Raw genomic sequence first — 22762 nt, 5'->3', positions numbered from 1 at the left:
CTCCCGGAGGCCGGCTCACCCGGCGGCAGCCGCCGCGCACATCGCGGCGCAGATCCGGGCCACATCGTCGTCGCCCGTGATGTACGGCGGCATGGTGTAGACGAGATCGCGGAACGGCCGCAGCCACACGCCTTCCCGCACCGCCGCACGGGTCGCCGACGCCATGTCCACCGCGTGGTCGAGCTGGACCACGCCGATCGCGCCCAGCACCCGTACGTCTCGGACGCCCGGCTTCCCCGCCAGGTCGGCCAGCCCGTCCCGCAGCCCGGCCTCGATCCGCTTCACCTCCTGCTGCCAGTCGTACGACAGCAACAGCTCGATCGAGGCGTCTGCGATGGCCGCAGCCAGCGGGTTGCCCATGAAGGTGGGGCCGTGCGCCAGGACCGGTACGTCGCCGGAGCTGATGCCCGCCGCGACGCGCGATGTGCACAGCGTCGCCGCCATCGTCAGATAACCACCGGTCAGCGCCTTGCCGAGGCACATCACATCGGGAGAGACCCCGGCGTGCTCGGCCGCGAACAGCGCCCCCGTGCGCCCGAAGCCGGTGGCGATCTCGTCGAACACCAGCAGGACGCCGTGCTCGTCGCAGGCGTCCCGCAGGACCTTCAGGTATGCCGGGTCGTGGAACCGCATGCCGCCGGCGCCCTGAACCACCGGTTCAACGACCACGGCTGCCAGCTCATCGGCGTGACGGGCGACGAGCTCCCGCAGATGCGCGGAGTAGGCGGGGACGGCTTCCGTGTCGACGTCGTCCGGTGGCGCGTCCGCGAAGATCTGCTGGGGCAGCACTCCCGACCACAGGTGGTGCATCCCGCCGTCCGGATCGCACACCGACATCGGCTGCCAGGTGTCGCCGTGATAGCCGCCGCGCCAGGTCAGCAGCCGCTGCTTGCCCGGCCGCCCGATCGACCGCCAGTACTGCAGACACATCTTGACCGCGACCTCGACCGATACCGAACCGGAGTCGGCCAGGAAGACATGGCGCAGCGGCTCGGGCGTGATCTCGACGAGCCGGGCGGCCAGCCGCACGGCGGGCTCGTGGGTCAGCCCGCCGAACATCACATGACTCATCCGTCCCAGCTGCGAGCGTGCGGCCTCGTTGAGCACCGGGTGGTTGTAGCCGTGGATCGCCGACCACCACGACGACATGCCGTCGACGAGTTCCGCCTGCCCCTCCACCGGCTCCGCGAGCCGCAGCCGGACGCCGGCGGCGGACTCGACGAGCAGTGGCTGCTGCCGTCCTGGCATCGGACCGTACGGATGCCAGACGTGCTGCCGGTCCAGAGCCAGCAGCTCGGCGGTGGTCAGTGGGTCAGGCATTGGGCGCGAGCTCCGTGCCCGCTCCGCGGCGGCGTACCGCGACGAGGTCCGTGCGGGCCTCGGAGGGAGCGGCCTGCCTCGCATCGGCGCCGCCGGCCGGGGCGTCCGTCGTCCCGCCGCCGCAGGGTCCGCAACCGCCTCCGCCGTCCGAGGTGTGCGAGCCGCACCCCGCTCCGGCCGCCGCCAGGGCGTCCGCCCGGTGCTTCGGCAGGGTCGTCGTACCGGTGCCCTCCACCTCGAAGCCCGCGTCGGCGATCATGTCGAGGTCGGCCTTGCCCGCCTGCCCCTCACTGGTGAGGTAGTCGCCGAGGAAGATCGAGTTGGCCAGGTGCAGGGCGAGCGGCTGGAGCGAGCGCAGGTGCACCTCGCGGCCGGCCGCCAGGCGTACCTCCACATCGGGGCAGACGAACCGCACCATCGCCAGGATGCGCAAGGCCCGCTGCGGAGTGAGGTTCCACTCCTTCCCCAGTGGCGTCCCCTCGAAGGGGATGAGGAAGTTGACCGGCACCGAGTCCGGGTCGAGCTCGCGCAGCGCGAAGACCACGTCCACCAGGTCCTCATCGGACTCGCCCATGCCGGCGATCAGCCCGGAGCAGGCGGACAGCCCGGCGGCCTGCGCCTGATGGACGGTCGAGACTCGGTCCGCGTAGTCGTGCGTGGTGCAGATGTCGCCGTATGTCGCTTCTGAGGTATTGAGGTTGTGGTTGTACGCGTCCGCGCCCGCCGCGCGAAGCCGTTCGGCCTGCCCGTCGGAGAGCAGCCCGAGACAGGCGCACACCTCGATGCCCTCGGTCTGCTCCTTGATCGCCTCGATCGTCTTCGACACCCGGTCCACATCCCGATCGGTGGGGCCGCGCCCGCTGGCCACCAGGCAGACGCGCTTGGCGCCACCGGCAACGCCCGCGCCGGCGGCCGCGGCGGCCTCGTCCGGCTTCAGCCAGGTGTACTTGAGGATCTCGGCTTTCGAGCCGAGCCGCTGGGAACAGTACGAGCAGTCCTCGGGGCACAGCCCGGACTTCAGGTTGACCAGGTAGTTGAGTTTCACCCGTCGCCCGAACCACTGGCGGCGCACCCGGCCGGCGGCCGCCACCACATCGAGCAGGTCGTCGTCCGACGTCGCCAGCACGGCGAGAGCCTCGTCCCGAGTGGGCAGCTCACGGCGCAGCCCCTTGTCCACCAGCGTCTTCAGCAGGTCCATGGCGCAGATCCTCGCCTACGGCACCGGCCGCGGCCAAGGAGAGACCGCACAACAGAGCCGGATCGAGGTGTGTGTATTGCCACACCCTGACCGTGGCATCCCGCCACTACGGTTTGGGCAGACCCGACAGACGCGAGGGACGGCCCATGCCTCACGACCCTTCCCCTGCCTCCGGCGTGGGGGGTACCCCCACCCGGGCGGAGTCCGGAGGAGACGCCCCGAGGAGGACCCCCTTCGACTGGATCGACGAGCAGGCGCAGGCCCGCCGCCGTTCCGGCCTCGTCCGGACCCTGCGCCCGCGCCCGGCGGAGTCGACCCTCCTGGATCTGGCGAGCAATGACTACCTCGGCCTGTCCCGGCACCCGGAGGTCACCGCCGCCGCCGCTGCCGCTGCGAGGCGCTGGGGCGCGGGGGCGACCGGCTCCCGCCTGGTCACGGGCAGCACGGAACTGCACGCCGAGCTCGAGTCGGAGCTCGCGGCCTTCTGCGGCTTCGAGGCAGCGCTGGTGCTGTCCTCCGGGTACGCCGCCAACCTCGCGGCCGTCACCGCGCTCACCGACCGCGGCTCGCTCATCGTCTCCGACGCGGGCAACCACGCCTCCCTGATCGACGGTTGCCGTCTCTCGCGCGCCGGGACCGCGGTCGTCCCGCACGCCGATCCCGACGCGGTGGCCAAGTGCCTCGACGGGTTCGGCGGGCGAGCGCTCGTGGTCACCGACTCCGTCTTCTCCGTGGACGGGGACGCCGCGCCGCTGCCGGACCTGGCTGCCGCCTGCCGCGCGCACGGCGCCGCCTTGCTGGTGGACGATGCGCACGGGCTGGGCGTCCTCGGCGACGGCGGGCGCGGTGCGCTGCACGCGGCGGGTCTCGCGGGTGCCCCGGACATGGTGGCCACCGTCACGCTGTCGAAGTCCCTCGGCAGCCAGGGAGGTGCGGTCCTCGGCCCGTCCCAGGTGATCGACCACCTGGTGAACACGGCCAGGACCTTCATCTTCGACACCGGGCTCGCTCCCGCCGCAGTGGGCGGGGCCCTCGCGAGTCTGCGGCTGCTGGCCCGCGAGCCCGAGCGCGCGGTTCGAGCCCGGACGGTCGCGGCCACGCTCCACCGCGAGCTGTCGGCGGCAGGGCTCTCGGCGGTCAGGCCGGATGCGGCCGTGGTCTCCGTACGGGCTCCGTCCCCGGAGGCGGCGGTGCGCTGGGCCGCCGACTGCCGCTCGGCCGGCCTGGTGGTGGGGTGCTTCCGCCCGCCGTCGGTGCCCGACGGCATCTCAAGGCTGCGCCTGACCGCACGGGCTGACTTGACAGCGCGTCAAGTGGACGGCGCCCTCCGAACGTTGATTGCGACGGCACCGCCGGTCTGACCGGCCTCCGCCACCACACCCGGGCCGCCTCGCGACGCGTTCCGCCGGCTGCCCGGCGCGCGCCCGTACCGAGCTCCCGACGCCCCATTGTGCTGGCCAAAGACGGTGGTACGTGGCAGAGTTCACCGCATCGGGCGACAGATATCTGCGCGTGGTGGTGGTTGGCGCGCGGCACCGGCAGCATCAGTGGCACTCTGGCCGAAGAAGCCGCCCGATGTCGGGGCCCGACCTCATCTCCTCAGCGCGTTACCGATCGGGAGCCCGGCCTCGGTGGGAAAGGGACAGCGTCGCCATGGCAGACCACCAGGAAGCATCCGTCACCCTGCCGAGCGACCCGGCGTCGGTCACCGCAGCGCGCAGGTACGTCACGGACGTTCTCGCCGAGTGGGGGTTGCCGGAGGGCGCCGAAGCCGCCGACACCGTAAGCCTCATCGTCTCCGAGCTCGCCACCAACGCGGTCCTGCACACCTTCGGTCAGTCGCCGACGTTCAGGGTGGACATACAACTGGACCGCGACGAGCGGCTGCGCGTCGGAGTCACCGACAGCCACCCGCGCTGGCCCAGGCGGCTGCCCGCCGCGGTGCAGCAGGACAACGGCCGAGGGATGGTCATCATTCGATGGCTCACCGCGGAGTCCGGGGGCAAGCTGTCCGTCACGCCGACCGCCGAGGGCGGCAAGACCGTCTGGATCTCCCTGCCGTGGTCAGTGGCCTGACCACCTCTCAGGCTCCCGGGTACGGGCGCTCACGCCATCACCCGACCACCGGCAGCCGTGGGCGGTCGCGTCGTCAGTGCCCCTGCGGCCCTGCGCAGCGGGGGCTCATCCGACCCGTCCGTACCGGACGCTCCTCGACCAGATCTTGTCGCGCCGCACCACAGCTCCTGACTTGGGGGAGTGCCACAGCCTGCCCTTCCCGGCGTAGATGCCCACGTGGTAGGCGCCGCGTCCCGAGACGAAGAAGACCAGATCGCCCGGGCGGCGCTGGGAGGCCGGGACACGGCGGGTCCTGATGTACTGGGCCGCCGCCGTGCGGGGCAGCTTCTTCCCGGCATGTCGGAATGCGTACTGCGTGAGGCCGGAGCAGTCGAAGCGGTGCGGTCCTTCCGCGCCGTGCACGTAGGGAGCGCCTCGCTTCGCGGCGGCCACCCGAAGTGCGGTGACGCCGGGGCGTCCTTTCGGTCTGGTGTGGTGTGCCCTGGACCGGTGCGCCGCGGGCCTCCTGGCGCCGGACCGTTTGCCCTTGGCCCTCTTGGGCTTGGGTTTTCCGGCGCCGGGCGGCTTCGGTCCCACGTGGCTGTACGTGGCGTCAGGTCTCATGCCAGGTGTCCCCACCGCGGCCGGCGACCACGGCAGCGGCTGAGAGCCGGGCATCGGGGCCTGCGCCCAGGGAGGTGACCCGCGTCCGAGATGTTCCGGGGCGCCGACCGACGCCTGGGGCGCGGGTCGCGGCCGGGCGTGCGCCTCCGAGACGGCGCTGGGCGCCAGCAGCGTCCCACCGACGGCGGCCAGGGTGAGTGCCGAGGCGGCACCGGCCCGGCAGAGAAGAGACGGGACATGTGCGTGCGCGGTCATTGCGCAACCCTTCGTCAGCCGCCTGTGAAGGGTGACCTGTCGGGTTCGGGCAGGCGAAGAATGCCCGGCCGTGGCAACGGCTTCACCCCGAGGGGCGACCGGCGTCCGCTGACGGCCGGCCGGCCCCGAACTGCTTGGGCCCTCCACTCCTGCCGATCCACTCCTGTCGACCGGACATCCGCGCGGCGGCAGGATTCGGCGTCCGCTCGGACCGCCCCGCCGTGTAGCGGGGGCTTGTCGTTTCACGGATCGTCACGCACATAAGGCATCGATTCCGAGTCGAAACAGCCGCATGTGATATTCGTCACGTATGGGACATTTGGTTGATTAGCGGGTTCTTGGGTGGATATGCGCGAGCCCGTGCAGGCCTCGTACCAGCGGCGAAGGTCTCGGCGGGGGCGGCCGATGATGCCGGTGACCGCAAGTCGATCATCAAGCTTTGTCGACTTGACGGTACATCGATTGGCGGAACCCATTCGGCGGCACGGCCGGCCGCTCCGCATGACGGGTCATCACCTCTGCGACTCCGGTGGCAGAGTGACCCGCTCCGCGCGCCGCTCGCCGTCCAGCACCCGCAGTGCTCGCGCCAGCGTCCCGGCGTGCAGCCGACTCTCGCCGCGCTCGTGCATGACCGCCAGCGCATCCCTCAGCGCCGATGCCTTCCCGACCAACGCCTGGGCCGCCCGCAGGCCCCCGTACGTGTCGGCCGCGCGAGCCGGATTGATCCGCCCCAGCAGGTCGAGCACCTCCAGGTAGCGATCCACCAGATCGCTCTCGGCCCGCGTGAGGGCCGGCAGGGGCGGGAGCTCGGGTGGCAGCACGGCCGCTCACCCCGCACCGAAGAGCGTGCTCAGCTGCTTACGGCTGTGCACGATCCGGTCCGCGAGTCCGTAGGCCACGGCCTCCTCGGCAGGGAGGATCGTGTCGCGTTCGACATCGGCGGCGATCCGCTCGGGCGGCTGCCCGGTGTGCCGGACGAGCATCTCCTCCAACAGCGCCCGCATGCGCGCCATCTCCTTGGCCTGAATCTCCAGATCGGCGGTCTGGCCCTGAATGGGCTCCGCGACCGACGGCTGGTGGATCAGTACTCGGGAGCCCGGCAGCATCAGCCGCTTTCCGGGCGCACCGGCGGCGAACAACACCGCGGCCGACGAGGCGGCCTGACCCAGGCACACGGTTTCGACGTCGCAGCTGATGAACTGCATCGTGTCGTAGATCGCCGACATCGCCGTCATCGAGCCGCCGGGGGAGTTGATGTAGAGCGAGACGTCCCGGTCCGGGGCGGCGTGCTCGAGGTGCATGAGCTGCGCCATTACGTCGTTGGCCGACGTGTCGTCGATCGGGGTGCCCAGGAAGACGATGCGCTCCTCGAGGAGCTTGGAGTACGGGTCCATGGTCCGGACCCCGGAGCTCGTGCGCTCGGTGAATTCCGGCAGGACATGGCGGGCGGTCGGTCGGTCCATCGCTGCGCCTCTCGTGTGCGATCCATGCGGCAGGCTCCTGTAAAAAATGTACAGGATGTACGTCCCGTTATGATGGGGAGCATGGCCTACGAGATTCCGGTGACGCAAGCCCGCGCAGAGCTGGCGGACCTGATCAACCGCGTCGTCTACGGCGGTGAGCGGGTTGTCGTGACGCGCCACGGGAAGCCGCTTGTGGCGCTGGTTTCCGCCGCTGACCTGCAGAGCCTGGAGCAGGCGGAGGAGGTGGGCGAGGAGCGGGTGATCAGCACCGTCTCGGTGGTGCGCCCCGGAGCGTCCGCTGCGGGCGAACGGCGCCGCTTCGGCATCGCTGCGGAGCACCCCGCGCCGGAGGCCGACGGCGGGCGGCCGGGCCGTACGGGGAGCCGCCCGCGGACGGGCGAGTAAGGCGGCAGCCGCGTCGAGCTCGGAGGGTCGGGGTACGCGGTCGCGCCAGCCGGCACTGCGGCACGACCCCCATCGGATTCAGGGCTTCTTCGCCCGGCAGGAGCTCTTCGACAGGAGCCTCGCGCGGTGGGGGTGTCGATCAGCGGACATCGTAGGAGTTAACGCGACGGAAACGCGCCCGATCTAGCCTCGCGGGCAGGGCGCGAAACGACCGGAGCCGCAGGTCGGTACGGAGTACCGCGACGATCACGGTGTGTCCCACACCTACGTCCGCGCCGCGTCGGCGGCGCAGCCCGTCACGGAAGGACGCCTCCGCCGCGCGAGCGGGGTGCCGACGACAGTGAGGTGGAAGGCGTGCAACTGACCCCGCACGAGCAGGAGAGACTGCTCATCCACGTCGCCGCCGACGTGGCCGAGAAGCGTAAGGCCCGCGGGGTGCGGCTGAACCACCCGGAGGCGATCGCGCTCATCACCGCTCACATCCTGGAAGGCGCCCGCGACGGCCGCACCGTCGCCGAGCTGATGTCGTCGGGCCGCAAGGTCCTCACCCGGGACGACGTCATGGAGGGGGTCCCGGAGATGATCCACGACGTGCAGGTCGAGGCGACCTTCCCGGACGGCACCAAGCTCGTCACGGTCCACGAGCCGATCGCCTGAGCGGGGGAGTGCGCCCATGATTCCCGGAGAAGTGCTGTACGGAGAGGGGCCGGTGCCGATCAACGCCGGCGCCCCCGTGACCCGTATGACCGTCCTCAACGCCGCGGACCGGCCCGTCCAGGTCGGCTCGCACTACCACTTCGCCGAGGCCAACCCCGGCCTCGACTTCGACCGCTCCGCCGCCCGCGGGCTGCGGCTGAACATCGCCGCGGGCACCGCCGTCCGCTACGAACCCGGGATTCCCGTCGAGGTCGAGCTGGTGCCGATCCGTGGCCGCCGGATCGTCCCCGGCCTGCGCGGCCGGACCGGAGGTCCGCTCGACGCCCCGGCCGTGGCCCCGGGGGAGAACGGAGCCGAAGGTGCCTGAACTGTCCCGTGCCGCTTACGCCGACCTGTTCGGCCCCACCGTCGGCGACCGGATCCGGCTCGCCGACACCGACCTTCTCATCGAGATCGATCAGGACCTCGCCGGCGGGCCCGGGGCCGCCGGCGACGAAGCCGTGTTCGGGGGCGGCAAGGTGATCCGCGAGTCCATGGGCCAGGCCCGGGCGACGCGGGCCGACGGCACCCCCGACACCGTCATCACCGGTGCCGTCGTCCTCGACCACTGGGGAGTCGTCAAGGCGGACATCGGCATCCGCGACGGCCGTATCACCGGAATCGGCAAGGCGGGGAACCCGGACACCATGGACGGCGTCCACCCCGACCTCGTCATCGGCCCCGAGACCGAAGTCATCGCCGGAAACGGCAAGATCCTCACCGCGGGTGCGATCGACGCGCACGTTCACTTCATCTGCCCGCAGATCGCCGACGAGGCTCTCGCCTCGGGAATCACCACACTCGTCGGCGGTGGCACCGGCCCCGCGGAGGGCAGCAAGGCCACCACCATCACGCCCGGTCCGTGGCACATTGCCCGGATGTTCGAGGCGATGGAGGCGTATCCGCTCAACATCGGGCTGCTCGGCAAGGGCAATACGACGTCCCCTGAAGCGATGAACAGCCAACTGCGCGGCGGGGCGCTGGGCTTCAAGATTCACGAGGACTGGGGGGCGACTCCGGCCGTCATCGACGCGTGCCTGAGCGTGTGCGAGGCGACCGGCGTCCAGCTGGCGATCCACACCGACACGCTCAACGAGGCGGGCTTCGTCGGCGACACGCTCGCCGCCATCGCCGGCCGCTCGATCCACGCGTACCACACGGAAGGAGCGGGCGGCGGTCACGCGCCGGACATCATCACGGTGGTCGCCGAGCCCAACGTGCTGCCCAGCTCGACCAATCCCACCCGCCCCCACACCGTCAACACCGTCGAGGAACACCTCGACATGCTGATGGTCTGTCACCATCTCAACCCGGCCGTGCCCGAGGACCTCGCCTTCGCCGAGTCCCGCATCCGGCCCAGCACGATCGCCGCCGAGGACGTCCTGCACGACCTCGGCGCCATCTCCATCATCTCCTCGGACTCCCAGGCGATGGGCCGGGTCGGCGAAGTCGTCCTGCGCACTTGGCAGACGGCCCATGTGATGAAGCGGCGCCGCGGCGCCCTTCCGGGCGACGGCCGCGCCGACAACCACCGGGCCCGCCGCTACGTCGCGAAGTACACCATCAACCCGGCTGTCGCACAGGGCCTCGATCACGAGATCGGCTCGGTGGAGACCGGGAAGCTGGCCGACCTCGTGCTGTGGGATCCGGCCTTCTTCGGCGTCAAGCCGCAACTCGTCATCAAAGGCGGGCAGATCGCCTACGCCCAGATGGGCGATGCGAACGCGTCCATCCCCACGCCGCAGCCGGTGATGCCACGCCCCATGTTCGGCGGGACCGGCCGCGCCCCTGCCGCGAACTCGCTGAACTTCGTCGCCCCGGCAGCGATCGAGGACGACCTGCCGGAGCGGCTGGGCCTGGGCAAGCGGTTCGTCGCCATCCGCAGCACCCGGGCCGTGGGCAAGGCCGACATGCGGGAGAACGACGCCCGCCCGCACGTCACGGTCGACCGGGACACGTTCACCGTCACCATCGACGGTGAGCCGGTCGACCCCGCTCCGGCGGCAGAACTGCCCATGGCCCAGCGGTACTTCCTCTTCTGACGCCCGATGCCCCGGATCACCGTATGAGCACCACAGCCGACCCCTACCGACCGGACAGGTCCCCGGGGCTGCCCCGGACTGTCCCCGGCGCGTGCCCGGACCCTGCCCACCGCGGGCCGGACTCCGCCACGGGTCCCGGCTCGGAGCATGGGCGGCCGGGGCCGTGCCCCGGCGCGCCCGAGGAGGCCGAGCCCGGCGTCGCCGGCGCGCCGGACCCTGCACTACCCGGGCTCCCTACGGGCTCCAGCGCCGGACCCCCTCCGCCGCCGACGGCGTTTCCGCGCGAGCGGGCTGTGTCCTCTGCGGAGCCGGACGAAGAGCATGCGGTACCCGGCGCGCCGGTGCACGGGCGGGTGGTGCCCCGGGAGGCCGGAGACAGCGGGGACCCTTCCCCGCCCGCCGAGACGCAGCGCGACGCGAGTCGCCCTGCGGGCCGTGCCGCGCTGCTGGTGCTGGCCGACGGGCGGTTCCCCGCCGGAGGGCACGCGCACTCCGGCGGAGCCGAAGCGGCCGTGGCTGCGGGCAGGATCCGGGACGCCGCCACACTGGAGGGCTTCTGCCGGGGAAGGCTGCACACCGCAGGACTCGCCACGGCCGCCATCGCCGCCGCGGCCGCCGCCGGGGTCGACCCGGTACGGCTCGACGAGGCCGCCGACGCCCGCACCCCCGCGCCCGCCCTCCGCGCCGCCGCCCGCCGGCTCGGCCGGCAGATGATGCGTGCGGCACGTGCGGCCTGGCCGTCCTCGGAGCTCGACGCGCTCGCCGCCGCCCGCCCCCGTGGCGCACACCAGCCCGTGGTGCTGGGACTGGCCGCCCGGGCCGCCGGGCTGACCCCGCTCGACGCCGCCCACACCGCCGCGTACGAGTCCGTCACCGGCCCGGCCACGGCCGCCGTCCGGCTCCTCGGGCTCGACCCCTTCCAGGCCACGGCCGTGCTCGCCCGGCTCGCCCCGGAACTCGACCGGGTCGCTGAGCACGCCGCCGACGCCGCCGGGCGTGCGGTCCTCGACGGCCTGCACGTCCTGCCCGCGGCCTCGGCGCCGCTGCTCGACATCGCCGCCGAGCAGCACGCCGCCTGGCCGGTACGCCTGTTCGCCTCATAGACACCGTCCGAACACGGCCCTCGGACCCGACCCCCCGGCCCCGAACCCGCCGTACCCCCACGAGACCCACGGAGCCGACATGCACCTCGACCACCCCCAGACCTTTCCCCCGCGGCACACCTACAGCGCCCCACCCGCCCGGCGGCCCGACGGCAGTCGCCGCGCCCTGCGCATCGGACTCGGTGGTCCCGTGGGCTCCGGCAAGACGGCGACCGTCGCCGCCCTGTGCCGGGCCCTGCGCGACCAGCTCTCCATCGCCGTCGTCACCAACGACATCTACACCCGAGAGGACGCCGAGTTCCTGCTCCGCAACGCCGTCCTGCCCCCCGAGCGCATCACCGCCGTCGAGACCGGCGCCTGCCCGCACACCGCGATCCGCGACGACATCTCCGCCAACCTGGAAGCCGTCGAGGACCTCGAAGAGGCCGTCGGCCCCCTGGACCTGGTCCTCGTGGAGTCCGGCGGCGACAATCTCACGGCCACCTTCTCCAAAGGGCTCGTCGACGCCCAGATCTTCGTGATCGACGTGGCCGGCGGCGACGACATCCCCCGCAAGGGCGGCCCCGGTGTCACAACCGCCGACCTGCTCGTGGTCAACAAGACGGACCTCGCCCCGTACGTCGGCGCCGACCTCGACCGGATGGCCCGCGACGCCGGGGCACAGCGCCGTGAGCTCCCCGTCGCCTTCACCTCCCTCACCAGGGAGGACGGCGTCAAGCCGGTGGTGGACTGGGTGCGGGAGCGACTCGCCGCGTGGACCGCGGACCTGCCGTGAGCACCACCGCCGTACGGGCCGCCGCCCGGATCACCGCGGCGCCCGACGGACGCGGCGGCACCGTCCTGCCGGTCCTCGACGGCGACGGCCCGCTCGCCCTGCGCCGTATTCGCGCGCACGGGCGCCACGCGTGCGTCTGCGTGATCGGCGCCATGAGCGCACCGCTGGGCGGGGACCGGCTCCGGATCGATGCGATCGTCGAACCCGGCGCGGCGCTCCAGGTGACCACGGCCGCCGCGACCGTCGCCCTCCCCGGCCGGGACCCCGGCCCCGCCACCTACGACGTGCGCCTGACCGTGGGAGAGGGGGCCGAACTCCGCTGGCTCCCGGAGCCGGTGATCTCCGCGCAGGGCAGCGATCTGCGCCTGACGACCCGGGTCCAGCTCGCCCCGACCGCCCGGCTCGTGCTGCGCGAGGAACAGGTCCTCGGCCGCTGCGGCGAGGATCCCGGACGGCTCACCACCCGCCTCACCGTACGGACCGGCGACGCGCTGCTCCTCGACCAGGAAACGTCCTACGGCCCCGGTGCCCCTGGCTGGGACGGTCCGGCCGTCCTCGCCGGCCACCGGGCGGTCGGCCAACTCCTCGTCGCCGCCCCGGCTTTCGGGGAGCACCCTGCCGCCGTACGTGTCCTCGGCGAGGACCCGGCCGAGGGCGAGGCGATCCTCACTCCGCTCGCGGGCCCCGCCGCCCTGTCCACCGCCGTCGCCCCGGACGCACTGCGGCTGCGCCGGCTCCTGGATACGGCCGCGAAGTTGACGTCTTGGTAAAGAAACCTCCGGATGTTCTTTCGCTCCTCCCTCCGGAGACGAAAGGATCCCTCTGCAATTTCTTATGATCACCGCCGCCATGATCAAGCGGCGTACCCGGCAGGGGGAAAACCATCGTGAGACGCGCAGCAGTGCTCGGCACGGCCGGCACTCTGATAGCGGGAACGCTCATAGCAGGAGCGGTCATCGTGCCGGCATCCGGTGCGGAAGGGGGACAGGACCGCGGCAAGGCCGAGGCGCGCGGGGTGAAGATCGCCGCCGCCCGGGCCGCCAAGAAGGGCATCGACTGGAAGGACTGCCCCGCCGACTGGGAGCTGCCCAAACCCATTCAGTGCGGCTGGGTCAGCGTTCCCGTCGACTACACCAAACCGAACGGCCGCAGCATCAAGATCGCCGTCGACCGTGTGGGCCACACCGGAGCGGCCGGGGAGCGTCAGGGCGCGCTCCTCTACAACCCGGGCGGACCAGGTGGTTCCGGCATGCGGTTCCCGCTCCGGGTCACCACCAAGAACCCGCTGTGGACCAAGACCTCCAAGGCGTACGACTTCGTGGGCTTCGACCCGCGCGGCGTCGGCCGCTCCGCGCCCATCTCCTGCATGGACCCGCAGGAGTTCGTCAAGGCGCCCAAGCTCGACCCGGTGCCCGACGACGAGGCCGACAAGCGCGCCCAGCGCAAGTTGGCCAAGGAGTATGCCGACGGCTGCCAGGACCGCAGCGACGCCATGCTGCCGCACATGACCACGCCGAACGTCGCGCGCGACCTGGACGTCATCCGTGCTGCGCTCGGTGAGAAGAAGCTCAACTTCCTCGGCGTCTCGTACGGGACGTACATCGGCGGCGTGTACGCCACGCTCTTCCCGGGCCACGTGCGCCGGATGATCGTGGACAGCGTGGTCAACCCGTCCCGGGAGAAGATCTGGTACCAGGCCAACCTGGATCAGGACGTCGCCTTCGAGATGCGGTGGGACGACTGGAAGGCGTGGGTCGCGAAGAACGACGCCGCCTACCACATCGGCAACACCCCGCAGAAGGTGCAGAAGGCGTGGGAGAAGCTGCGGGCGACGGCCAAGAAGAAGCCGATCGGCGGGGTCGTGGGCCCGGCCGAACTGCTCGGCTTCTTCCAGAGCGCCCCGTACTACGACCAGGCGTGGACCCAGGTCGCGAGCGTGTGGAGCAAGTACCGCGCCGGTGACGAGCAGGCGCTCGTCGACGCCGCGGGACCGGACCTGTCCGACACCGCGGGCAACATCGCCGCGGAGAACGGCACCGCCGTCTACACCGCCGTCGAGTGCGCGGACGCCAAGTGGCCGACCAGCTGGGCGAAGTGGGACCGGGACAACACCCGGCTGCACCGCGACTATCCGTTCCTCACCTGGTCCAACGCGTGGCTGAACCTGCCGTGCGCCACCTGGAGCGGTCCGCAGTACACCCCGCTCGAGGTGGGGACCGGCAAGAGTCTGCCGCCGGTGCTCATCGTGCAGGCCACGCGTGATGCCGCCACCCCGTACGAGGGGGCCGTGGAGCTGCACAAGCGGCTGACGGGCTCGCGCCTGATCACGGAGAAGGACGCCGGTTCGCACGGAGTGACCGGCCTGGTCAACGCGTGCATCAACGACCGGGTGGACACGTATCTGCTCAAGGGCACCGTGGATGCGCGGGATGTGACCTGCAGCCCGCACGCCACGCCCAAGCCCGCCTCGGCGTCGGCGGCCACGAAGCACGCCGACGACCTGCCGCCCGTCAGGCACTGACCGGCAGGACGGACACACGGGTGAGGGGACGGCCGGATCCGCGGCCGTCCCCTCGCTGCTTCCCTCGGCTCAGCCGACCGGCCGTCGGCGCAGCGCCCTCAGCCGGGCCGCCGTGCCTTGCGCTGGGCCGCCAGCTCGGCCTTGACGTCGGTCGCGTACCGGTCGACGTACTCCTGCCCCGACAGCTGCAGGATCTCGTACATGATCTCGTCGGTGACCGCCCGGAGCGCCGTGCGCTCGTCGGACATGCCCGCGTAGCGGGAGAAGTCCATCGGCCGGCCGAAGCGGATCGTTACCCGACCGATGCGCGGCAGCACGCGCCCGGGCGGCTGGATCTCGAAGGTGCCGACCATGGCGCACGGAACCACCGGAACCCCTGCCTTGAGGGCCATTGCCGCTACGCCGACCCGCCCCTTGTAGAGCCGTCCGTCGTGCGACCGGGTGCCCTCGGGGTAGATGCCCAGCAGTTCGCGCTTGCTCAGCACCTTCAGGCCTTCCGTGATCGCGGAATGGGCCGCGGTCCGGCCGGAGCGGTCCACGGGGATCTGGCCGGCGCTGCGGAAGAACGCCGCCGTGAGCCGGCCCTTGAGCCCGGGTCCGGTGAAGTACTCGGCCTTGGCGAGGAAGGTGATGCGGCGGGGCAGGATGGCGGGCATCAGAAAGTGGTCCGAGAACGAGAGGTGGTTGCCCGCGACGATCGCCGCACCGTCGTCCGGCACGTTCTCCAGGCCTTCGATGCGCGGCCTGAATAGTAGCCGCAGCAAAGGCCCCAGGAGCACGTACTTGAGCACGTAATAGAACATGACCACCCCGCTTCCCCCTCGTCCCGTGGCGACGCACATTAGTCCGACGAGGCGGATCATGCGAGTGGATCAGACGTACCGCCGCCGGTGGGGGAGTGCCCGCACGCCGGTCGGGTACCGACGGTGAGCGCCCGAGTCAGGTCAGCTCGGGCGGAACCGAACGTAACCCGGTCAGACGTTCCGGGTGGCCAGCACGCCGGCGGTGATCAGGCCGAGCACCACCCACCCGAACCAGAGCCAGCCGCTGCTCCCCAGGGCCACGGTGTACGCGGTCACCAGAACCAGTCCGCCGACCGTCAGGATCGCCATGGCCTTCGCAGATCCGGGCATGCCGCATCCTCCTCCCGGAGGCCCGGGTCGCCTGTCGGCGGGCCGGGCCGACCCAGGGGACCATCGTCCCTCGCCGGCGGGGCACACCGCCACTGGGCTATTGTCCGCGCGCCTGCAGCGAGGCGAGATAAGCGTTGTACGCGGCGAGCTCCTTGTCCCCGTCGCGCTCGGCGGCCCGGTCCGTACGCCGCGCCTGCCGCTGCTCGGACCGGTACCACTGGAAGACCAGCGCCACGAGCACGACCACCGACGGGATCTCGCTGAACGCCCACGCGATGCCGCCCGCCCACTGCTGATCGTCCAGCGCGTCGACCCCCAGCGACGCTGGCGGGCTCGCGTACGTGCCGATCATCGGGGACGTCGCCATCATCAGCGCGATCCCGAAGAAGGCGTGGAACGGCATGCCCGAGAACAGCTCCAGCATCCGCATCACATAGCCCGGCCGGTGCGGCCCGGGATCCACGCCCATGATCGGCCAGAAGAACACCAGACCCACCGCGAGGAAGTGCACCATCATTGCGGTGTGGCCGGCCGCGCTGCCCATGAGGCCGTCGAAGAGCGGAGTGAAGTAGAGGGCGTACAGGCTCGCGATGAAGAGCGGGATCGTGAACACCGGATGCGTGACGATCCGCAGATAGCGGCTGTGCAGCAGCGCCACGAGCAGCTCCCGGGGCCCCTTCCGGCCGCGCCCCGCCGCGGGCAGCGCCCTGAGCGTCAGCGTCACCGGTGCACCCAGCAGCAGCAGGATCGGCGACAGCATGCTGATCACCATGTGCTGCACCATGTGGACGCTGAACAGGACCATGCCGTAGTCGTTCAGCCCGGTGCACATGACCAGGGCCACGGTGAGCACGCCGACCGCGAACGCCACCGTACGGCCGAGGGGCCAGGCGTCGCCGCGCCGCCGCAGCCGCACCACGCCCCACCCGTACAGACCCAGCGCGAGCACACAGCCGACCAGGAAGAACGGCTCCCCGGTGAACTCCAGACCTCGCCCGAGCGTGAACGGCGGCAGGTCCGTCCTCATGCCGTGGCCGCTGTGATCCATCCGCTCGCTCCCGTTTCGCACCAGCTGGTCCGCACCAGGGTAGAACTGCCCCCGGCCGGGGCTCCGACCGGGGGCAGTGACGCGGGGACCGTGGCCCGGGGCCGGCTCACAGCACGGTCTCGGCCTCGATGTACCGCTCGACCGGCACCGTCTTGAGCGTTTCGACGGCCTGGGCCAGCGGCACCAGCGTGATCTCTGTCCCGCGCAGCGCCGTCATCATCCCGAAGTCGCCACGGTGCGCGGCCTCCACCGCGTGCCAGCCGAAGCGGGTGGCGAGCACCCGGTCGTACGCCGTCGGGGTGCCGCCGCGCTGCACATGACCAAGGATCACCGGTCGCGCCTCCTTGCCCAGGCGCTGCTCCAGCTCGACCGAGAGTTGCCGGGCGACACCGGCGAACCGCTCGTGCCCGTAGATGTCCTTGCCGCCCTCGTCGAACTCCATGGAGCCCGCACGCGGTTTGGCGCCCTCCGCGACGACCACGATCGCGAACTTCTTGCCCGCCGAGAAGCGTCGGCCGACCAGCTCCGTCAACTCGCCGATGTCGAACGGCCGCTCGGGCACGACGATCGCGTGCGCGCCCGCCGCCATACCCGAGTGCAGGGCGATCCAGCCGGTGTGCCGCCCCATGACCTCGACGATCAGCACGCGCTGGTGGGATTCGGCGGTCGTCTTGAGCCGGTCCAGGGCCTCGGTCGCGACGCCCACGGCCGTGTCGAAGCCGAAGGTCACATCGGTCGAGGCGATGTCGTTGTCGATGGTCTTCGGGACGCCGACGATCGGCAGGCCCGCGTCCGACAGCAGCCGGGCCGCCTTGAGCGTGCCCTCGCCGCCGATCGGAATGATCGCATCCAGGCCGAGGTCGGCGACGTGACCCTTGGCCCGCTCCACGCCGTCCCGCAGATGCGCGGGCTGCACCCGCGACGAGCCGAGGATGGTGCCACCGCGGGCCAGGATGCCGCCCACCGCGTCCAGGTCCAACTTCCGGTAGTCACACTCCAGAAGGCCTTTCCAGCCGTCGTGGAAGCCGATGACGTCGTCGCCGTGGTCTGCTGCGGCGCGATGCACGACGGACCGGATGACGGCGTTCAGCCCGGGGCAGTCGCCGCCGGACGTGAGCACACCAATGCGCATTGCTCGTACTACCTCTGGAACGTGGGCCGGCGCCGGACCCCGTCGTCCGGTGGGACGCGCTCACTCTACAAGGGCCCGCCGCCCCGCAAGCGCGGGGCGGCGGGGACGGGCACGCAGGGCGGCCGCTCGGTCAGGCGACCTGGGTGGCGGCGGCGATCCGCTCCTGGCGCAGCGCCTCGTACCAGCGGTCGTCGACCGGCGGCAGCGCGTTCACATCCAGTGCCAGTTTCAGCAGCAGGTCGGCGATCTGCGGATTGCGGGCGAGCACCGGGCCGTGCATGTAGGTGCCGAAGACGGTGTCGTGGTACGCGCCCTCGAAGCCGTCGCCGGTGCCGTTGCCCTGGCCGAACCGGACCCGGGCGAAGGGGCGCGCCGTCGGACCCAGGTGCGTGATGCCCTGGTGGTTCTCGAACCCCGTCAGCGGCGGCAGGTTCAGCTCGGCGTCGATGTCCGCCAGCACGTCGCCGACGCACCGGGCGCCCTCTCCGCGGGTGCTGACCACATCGAGCAGCCCCAGGCCGGGCTCCCGCTCGCCGAGGTCGTTGATGAACTCGTGCCCCAGGATCTGGTACCCGGCGCAGACCGAGAAGACGATCGCGCCGTTGGCGACCGCCCGGTTCAGCCCGCCGTCGCGGCGCAGCCGCTCGGCCGCCAGCCGCTGCGGCCGGTCCTCGCCGCCACCGATCAGGTAGATGTCGCCGGAGGTGGGAAGCGGCTGGTCGGAGCGCACGTCCAGGCGGGACACCTCCAGGCCCCGCTGCCGGGCCCGCCGCTCGACGACCAGGGCGTTGCCCTGGTCACCGTAGGTGCTCAGCAGGTCCGGGTAGACCCACACCAGCCGCAGGCTGTTGTCGCTCATGCTCACCATCCTCTACGTGGTCGGGGTGCGGATCAGTTGCCGACGCGGCGGCGCAGGTCCTGGAAGGCGGTGTAGTTGGCGATGGCCTCGATCCGGCCGGGCGGCGCCAGCCGGACGGCCTCGTCGACGCTCTCGCAGACCTGGAAGTCCTGGCCCGCGACCTCGAGCCGTACGGCCAGGTCCAGCCTGCGGTCGCCGATGACGACGATCGGGTGGCCGGTCAGCCGGGTGTAGTCGACGTCCCACAGCCATGAGGTGTCGGTGCCGTCCGCGCTGCGGGCGTTGACCGAGAGGATCACCGGTGTGGGCGGCGGGTCGATCAGGGAGAACGTCTCCAGCCAGCCGGCCGGGTTCTTGGCCAGCAGCAGCCGCAGCTCGCGGCCCTGGAAGCCGACGACGTCGTACCGCCCGGCGACGGCCTGCACCTTGTACATCCGCTCCAGCGCCACCTGCGGCGGGACACCGAAGTGCGCGGCCACGGCGGCGGACGTGGTGGCGTTCGCCTTGTTCGCCCGGCCCGGCAACTGGAGGCGGATCGGCCAGGCGGAACCGTGTGGGTCGAGAACGTAGTCGCCGTTGAGGGCCCAGCTGGGGACCGGGCGGCGGAAACCGCAGTCACCACAGACCCAGTCGTCGCCCGGGCGCTGCAGCACACCGCCGCAGGATGGGCAGGACCACGCGTCGTCCTTCCACTCCTGCCCGGCCGCGACCCAGATCACATTGGGGGAGGAGGAGGCGGCCCAGACGATCAGCGGGTCGTCGCAGTTGGCGATCACGGTCGCTTTCGCACCGGAGAGGCCCTCACGCCACCGCTCGGCGAGCATCCGGGTCTCCGCGGCGCGGTCGAGCTGGTCGCGGGAGAGGTTCAGCAGGGCGATGGCCTTCGGAGTGACGTCCCGGGCGACCCCGGCGAGGTACTTCTCGTCGACCTCGATGACACCGAACTTGGCGTCGGAGCCCCCGGAGAGCGCCGAGGTGATGCCGGCGGGCATGTTGGCGCCGAGAGCGTTGGAGACCACCGGGCCACTGGCCCGCAGTGCCTCCGCGATCAGCCGGGTCGTGGTGGTCTTGCCGTTGGTCGCCGACACCAGCACCACGTCGAGATGTGACGCCAACCGCGCCAGCAGGTCGGGGTCGAGTTTCAACGCCACTCGGCCACCGATCACCGATCCGCTGCCGCGGCCTGCGGCCCGCGACACCGCTGCTGCGGCCTTCCCCGCCGTCACGGCCAGCTTGGCCCGCGGCGACAGCGGCTCCGTGTTGCCTGCCATCGTCCTTGCTCCTCCTTGCATCCGGCGCCGACGCCCGCCCCCGGACTCGGGTGGCACGCCCCCTCCGTGCCGGTTTGCCAGCCGGGAGGCTGCGGTAGGGGCTCAGCCTATCGAGATCCACCGGCGGGCCCCGAACCGCCACCCGCCCGCGGACGCCGGTGACCGGGCGGACCGTACGCTGGGCCCGTGCGACATGGTGCGATTCCCGGCAGTTCCGGACGCGTGCGGCCGATGCGGATACTCGGTGACCCGGTGCTGCACGCGCCCGGCCGTGACGTCACCGCCTTCGACACGGCGCTGGCCCGGCTGATCGAGGACATGTACGCCACGATGTACGCGGCGTGCGGTGTCGGTCTCGCTGCGCACCAGATCGGTCTCCCCTTGCGGGTGTTCGTCTACGACTGCCCGGACGACGAGGACCGCCGCCACCTCGGGCACGTGGTCAACCCACGGCTCGTCGAGGCCGACGGCGTGACGGTGACCGGGCCGGAGGGCTGTCTGTCGCTGCCCGGGATCGAGGCCGGGACGCCCCGCTTCGACCGCGCGGTCGTCGAGGGTGTCGACCGCACCGGGGAGCCGGTGCGGATCGAGGGCACCGGGTTCTTCGCGCGCTGCCTGCAGCACGAGACGGATCACCTGGCCGGGGGGATCTTCACCGACCGCTTGACGGGACTGCGGCGGCGCCGGGCGCTGCGTGCCGCCCGGCGCGCCCCGTGGTTCGCGTCGGCCGGGGCTTCTGCGGCCGGGCACCTGTAAGCCGGTTGGGCAGGGCGAGCGCACGGGCGGCCGCGGTGCGCGTGCCGTACCTCAGCCGTGCCGTACCTCCAAGGCCGGAGCCGTGCCGTCAGAAGGCCGGTCCGCCCAGGCGGTCGCCCGCCGCGGCCAGCCGCCCCCAGAGCAGGTCCGCGAGGCTGCGCACCAACTGGTCGCGGGAGCAGGGCCGTTCCCGGAGCCACCAGTCACCGGCCGCGTGCATCATGCCCACGATGCCGTGCCCCCAGGCCCGGGCCAGCTCGTCGCCACCCGGTCCGAGGTCCACCCGCTCGGCGATGACCTGGGCGAGTTCCTCGCCCATCCGGCGGAGCAGCGGTGCGGAGTGACGGCCCACGTCGAATCCCTGCTCGCCGGGCTGTGCCTCGTCGGAGGGGTGCATGAGGAAGCGGTAGACCTGCGGCCGCGCCTCGATGGCGGAGAGATAGGTGTCGAGCGTGTTCTCGACGCGGTCACGGCGGTCGGCGGGGGCGTCGAGCGCGGCCCGCAGCCCGGCGAGCAGAGCGTCGGTGTGGCGCGCTGCCAGCGCCCGGTAGAGCCCGCCCTTGTCGCCGAAGTGCCGGTAGAGGATCGGCTTGGTGATGCCGGCCTCGGCGGCGATGGCGTTCATGGACGCGCCGGGGCCCTCGCGCAGCACGACCCGGTCCGCGGCCTCCAGCAGTTCCTTACGGCGCCGTTCTGCGGCACGCTGCTGATCGTCCCGCTGACTGGTCTCCATGGTCTCTCCCCGCCCGTGTGCAGTGGTGCCTGCGCGCAACGTAACACCTGGGAGCCGAGAAGATCGGATGGCGACGAGGAGTTGACACTTTCTACTAGCTGGTAACAGACTGTGGTTACCGCAAGTAACAGGCAGGTGGAGGGGACATGGCCGAGTTCACGCTCGAGCTCAACGAGGATCAGCAGACCGTCCGGGAGTGGATCCACGGCTTTGCCGCGGATGTTATGCGACCGGCGGCCGCCGAGTGGGACGAACGCGAAGAGACGCCGTGGCCGGTCATCCAGGAAGCTGCCAAGATCGGCCTGTACTCCCTCGACTTCTACGCGCAGCAGTACTTCGACCCGACCGGCCTCGGCATCCCCGTGACCATGGAGGAGCTCTTCTGGGGCGACGCGGGCATCGGCCTGTCCATCGTCGGCACCGGCCTCGCGGCGGTCGGCGTTCTGGCCAATGGCACCGAGGAGCAGGTCGGCACCTGGATCCCGCAGATGTACGGCGACGCGAACGACGTCAAGGTGGCGGCCTTCTGCTCCTCCGAGCCCGACGCCGGTTCGGACGTCTCCGCGATGCGCACCCGGGCGGTCTACGACGAGGCCAAGGACGAGTGGGTGCTGAACGGCACCAAGACCTGGGCCACCAATGGCGGCATCGCGAACGTCCATGTCGTCGTCGCCGTGGTCGACCCAGAGCTGGGTTCCAAGGGCCACGCCTCCTTCATCGTGCCTCCGAACACCCCCGGACTCTCCCAGGGCCAGAAGTTCAAGAAGCACGGCATCCGCGCCTCCCACACCGCCGAAGTCGTCCTCGAGGACGTCCGCATCCCCGGTCACTGCCTGCTCGGGGGTAAGGAGAAGCTCGACGAGCGCCTCGCCCGGGCCCGGGAGCGCGCGAAGACGGGCGGCGAGCGTGTTCGGAACGCCGCCATGGCCACCTTCGAGGCATCCCGGCCGGCCGTCGGCGCCCAGGCCGTCGGGATCGCCCGCGCCGCCTTCGAGGTCGCCCTCGACTACGCCAAGACCCGCGTCCAGTTCGGCCGGCCGATCATCGACAACCAGGGCGTCGCCTTCCAGCTCGCCGACATGCGCACCCAGATCGACGCGGCCCGGCTGCTGGTCTGGCGCGCGTCCTGGATGGCCACCGCGGGCAAGCCCTTCACCAGCGCCGAGGGGTCGATGTCCAAGCTCTACGCCGGCGAGGTGGCCAAGTCCGTTACGGCCCAGGCCATGCAGATCCTCGGCGGCAACGGCTTCACTCGCGAATACCCGGTGGAGCGTATGCACCGGGATGCCGCCATTTACACCATTTTCGAAGGGACCAGCGAGATTCAGCGTCTGGTCATCGCGCGCACCCTCTCGGGCATGTCCATTCGCTGA

24 protein-coding genes and 1 pseudogene are annotated in these 22762 nt (G+C 71.5%); 12 read left to right on the top strand and 13 right to left on the bottom strand.

Annotated elements, in window-relative coordinates:
• Window positions 1-15: 15 nt before the first annotated feature.
• Window positions 16-1320, bottom strand: coding sequence for an adenosylmethionine--8-amino-7-oxononanoate transaminase (locus ACTWQI_RS18475; RefSeq protein ID WP_443271755.1), 1305 nt, complete (start codon window positions 1318-1320; stop codon window positions 16-18).
• Complete coding sequence (gene bioB / locus ACTWQI_RS18470) at window positions 1313-2518, bottom strand: biotin synthase BioB (RefSeq protein WP_443271753.1); 1206 nt, start codon at window positions 2516-2518, stop codon at window positions 1313-1315. The genes ACTWQI_RS18475 and bioB overlap by 8 nt, the downstream gene beginning before the upstream one ends.
• A gap of 146 nt (window positions 2519-2664) precedes the next feature.
• Between bioB and ACTWQI_RS18465 the strand changes: the two genes are divergently transcribed.
• The gene (locus ACTWQI_RS18465) at window positions 2665-3879 is read left to right on the top strand and encodes an 8-amino-7-oxononanoate synthase (protein WP_443271751.1); all 1215 of its coding nucleotides are present in this window, start codon (window positions 2665-2667) and stop codon (window positions 3877-3879) included.
• Between the two features lie 292 nt (window positions 3880-4171).
• Window positions 4172-4594 carry an ATP-binding protein gene (locus ACTWQI_RS18460; RefSeq protein WP_443271749.1) on the top strand — a complete coding sequence of 141 codons (423 nt, stop codon included), beginning with the start codon at window positions 4172-4174 and terminating at the stop codon, window positions 4592-4594.
• A 105-nt stretch (window positions 4595-4699) separates the two neighbouring features.
• Here ACTWQI_RS18460 and ACTWQI_RS18455 read toward each other — a convergent pair whose 3' ends face one another.
• The 4 genes and pseudogenes from ACTWQI_RS18455 to ACTWQI_RS18440 all read right to left on the bottom strand — a co-directional run bounded on the left by ACTWQI_RS18455 (window position 4700) and on the right by ACTWQI_RS18440 (window position 6915).
• On the bottom strand, window positions 4700-5197 hold the full coding sequence (locus ACTWQI_RS18455) for a C40 family peptidase (RefSeq protein ID WP_443271914.1): 498 nt from the start codon (window positions 5195-5197) through the stop codon (window positions 4700-4702).
• A gap of 135 nt (window positions 5198-5332) precedes the next feature.
• Window positions 5333-5452: pseudogene (locus ACTWQI_RS18450) on the bottom strand (NlpC/P60 family protein); the annotation flags it as partial.
• A gap of 512 nt (window positions 5453-5964) precedes the next feature.
• On the bottom strand, window positions 5965-6273 hold the full coding sequence (locus ACTWQI_RS18445; protein WP_443271747.1) for a hypothetical protein: 309 nt from the start codon (window positions 6271-6273) through the stop codon (window positions 5965-5967).
• Window positions 6274-6279: 6 nt separating this feature from the next.
• Window positions 6280-6915, bottom strand: coding sequence for an ATP-dependent Clp protease proteolytic subunit (locus tag ACTWQI_RS18440; RefSeq protein ID WP_443271745.1), 636 nt, complete (start codon window positions 6913-6915; stop codon window positions 6280-6282).
• An 81-nt stretch (window positions 6916-6996) separates the two neighbouring features.
• On the opposite strand from ACTWQI_RS18440, the gene ACTWQI_RS18435 reads away from it, so the two are divergent.
• From ACTWQI_RS18435 to ACTWQI_RS18400, 8 genes are all read left to right on the top strand, one after another.
• Window positions 6997-7320 carry a type II toxin-antitoxin system Phd/YefM family antitoxin gene (locus ACTWQI_RS18435; protein WP_443271744.1) on the top strand — a complete coding sequence of 108 codons (324 nt, stop codon included), beginning with the start codon at window positions 6997-6999 and terminating at the stop codon, window positions 7318-7320.
• 354 nt (window positions 7321-7674) lie between these two features.
• Complete coding sequence (locus tag ACTWQI_RS18430; protein ID WP_443271742.1) at window positions 7675-7977, top strand: urease subunit gamma; 303 nt, start codon at window positions 7675-7677, stop codon at window positions 7975-7977.
• A 16-nt stretch (window positions 7978-7993) separates the two neighbouring features.
• Complete coding sequence (locus ACTWQI_RS18425) at window positions 7994-8344, top strand: urease subunit beta (protein ID WP_443271740.1); 351 nt, start codon at window positions 7994-7996, stop codon at window positions 8342-8344.
• Window positions 8337-10058: an urease subunit alpha gene (locus ACTWQI_RS18420; RefSeq protein WP_443271738.1), complete on the top strand. Its 1722-nt coding sequence runs from the start codon at window positions 8337-8339 to the stop codon at window positions 10056-10058. The genes ACTWQI_RS18425 and ACTWQI_RS18420 overlap by 8 nt, the downstream gene beginning before the upstream one ends.
• Before the next feature lie 443 nt (window positions 10059-10501).
• Window positions 10502-11161, top strand: a complete 660-nt coding sequence (locus tag ACTWQI_RS18415) for an urease accessory protein UreF (RefSeq protein ID WP_443271912.1) — start codon at window positions 10502-10504, stop codon at window positions 11159-11161.
• 79 nt (window positions 11162-11240) lie between these two features.
• Window positions 11241-11936 (top strand): urease accessory protein UreG, encoded by a 696-nt coding sequence (ureG, locus tag ACTWQI_RS18410; protein WP_443271736.1) that lies wholly within the window; start codon window positions 11241-11243, stop codon window positions 11934-11936.
• Window positions 11933-12706 (top strand): urease accessory protein UreD, encoded by a 774-nt coding sequence (locus ACTWQI_RS18405; protein ID WP_443271734.1) that lies wholly within the window; start codon window positions 11933-11935, stop codon window positions 12704-12706. The genes ureG and ACTWQI_RS18405 overlap by 4 nt, the downstream gene beginning before the upstream one ends.
• A 116-nt stretch (window positions 12707-12822) precedes the next feature.
• On the top strand, window positions 12823-14457 hold the full coding sequence (locus ACTWQI_RS18400; protein WP_443271732.1) for an alpha/beta hydrolase: 1635 nt from the start codon (window positions 12823-12825) through the stop codon (window positions 14455-14457).
• A 98-nt stretch (window positions 14458-14555) separates the two neighbouring features.
• Here the strand turns inward: ACTWQI_RS18400 and ACTWQI_RS18395 are convergent, their stop codons facing one another.
• The 6 genes from ACTWQI_RS18395 to ACTWQI_RS18370 all read right to left on the bottom strand — a co-directional run bounded on the left by ACTWQI_RS18395 (window position 14556) and on the right by ACTWQI_RS18370 (window position 19900).
• Complete coding sequence (locus ACTWQI_RS18395; protein ID WP_443271730.1) at window positions 14556-15260, bottom strand: lysophospholipid acyltransferase family protein; 705 nt, start codon at window positions 15258-15260, stop codon at window positions 14556-14558.
• A gap of 171 nt (window positions 15261-15431) precedes the next feature.
• Entirely contained in the window at window positions 15432-15590 is a 159-nt protein-coding gene (locus ACTWQI_RS18390; RefSeq protein WP_443271728.1) for a hypothetical protein, read from the bottom strand.
• A gap of 97 nt (window positions 15591-15687) precedes the next feature.
• A complete protein-coding gene (locus tag ACTWQI_RS18385) occupies window positions 15688-16638 on the bottom strand; it encodes a cytochrome c oxidase assembly protein (RefSeq protein WP_443271726.1) in 951 nt (316 codons plus the stop codon).
• Between the two features lie 106 nt (window positions 16639-16744).
• Window positions 16745-17770, bottom strand: coding sequence for a 6-phosphofructokinase (locus ACTWQI_RS18380; RefSeq protein WP_443271725.1), 1026 nt, complete (start codon window positions 17768-17770; stop codon window positions 16745-16747).
• A 130-nt stretch (window positions 17771-17900) separates the two neighbouring features.
• Window positions 17901-18629, bottom strand: a complete 729-nt coding sequence (locus ACTWQI_RS18375; protein ID WP_443271723.1) for a type 1 glutamine amidotransferase — start codon at window positions 18627-18629, stop codon at window positions 17901-17903.
• Window positions 18630-18661: 32 nt separating this feature from the next.
• A complete protein-coding gene (locus tag ACTWQI_RS18370) occupies window positions 18662-19900 on the bottom strand; it encodes a MurT ligase domain-containing protein (protein ID WP_443271721.1) in 1239 nt (412 codons plus the stop codon).
• Window positions 19901-20086: 186 nt separating this feature from the next.
• Here ACTWQI_RS18370 and def point away from each other — a divergent pair, with 186 nt between their 5' ends.
• Entirely contained in the window at window positions 20087-20656 is a 570-nt protein-coding gene (gene def / locus ACTWQI_RS18365) for a peptide deformylase (RefSeq protein ID WP_443271720.1), read from the top strand.
• Between the two features lie 88 nt (window positions 20657-20744).
• Here def and ACTWQI_RS18360 read toward each other — a convergent pair whose 3' ends face one another.
• Entirely contained in the window at window positions 20745-21389 is a 645-nt protein-coding gene (locus ACTWQI_RS18360) for a TetR family transcriptional regulator (RefSeq protein ID WP_443271718.1), read from the bottom strand.
• 146 nt (window positions 21390-21535) lie between these two features.
• Between ACTWQI_RS18360 and ACTWQI_RS18355 the strand changes: the two genes are divergently transcribed.
• Window positions 21536-22762 carry an acyl-CoA dehydrogenase family protein gene (locus tag ACTWQI_RS18355; protein WP_443271716.1) on the top strand — a complete coding sequence of 409 codons (1227 nt, stop codon included), beginning with the start codon at window positions 21536-21538 and terminating at the stop codon, window positions 22760-22762.

The sequence above is a fragment of the Streptomyces sp. KR80 genome, from assembly GCF_052245555.1.
In the GTDB taxonomy this organism is placed as follows: Bacteria; Actinomycetota; Actinomycetes; order Streptomycetales; family Streptomycetaceae; genus Streptomyces.
Note: the sequence above shows the minus strand (reverse complement) of the source record. Positions and strands in the feature narration are given on the sequence as shown.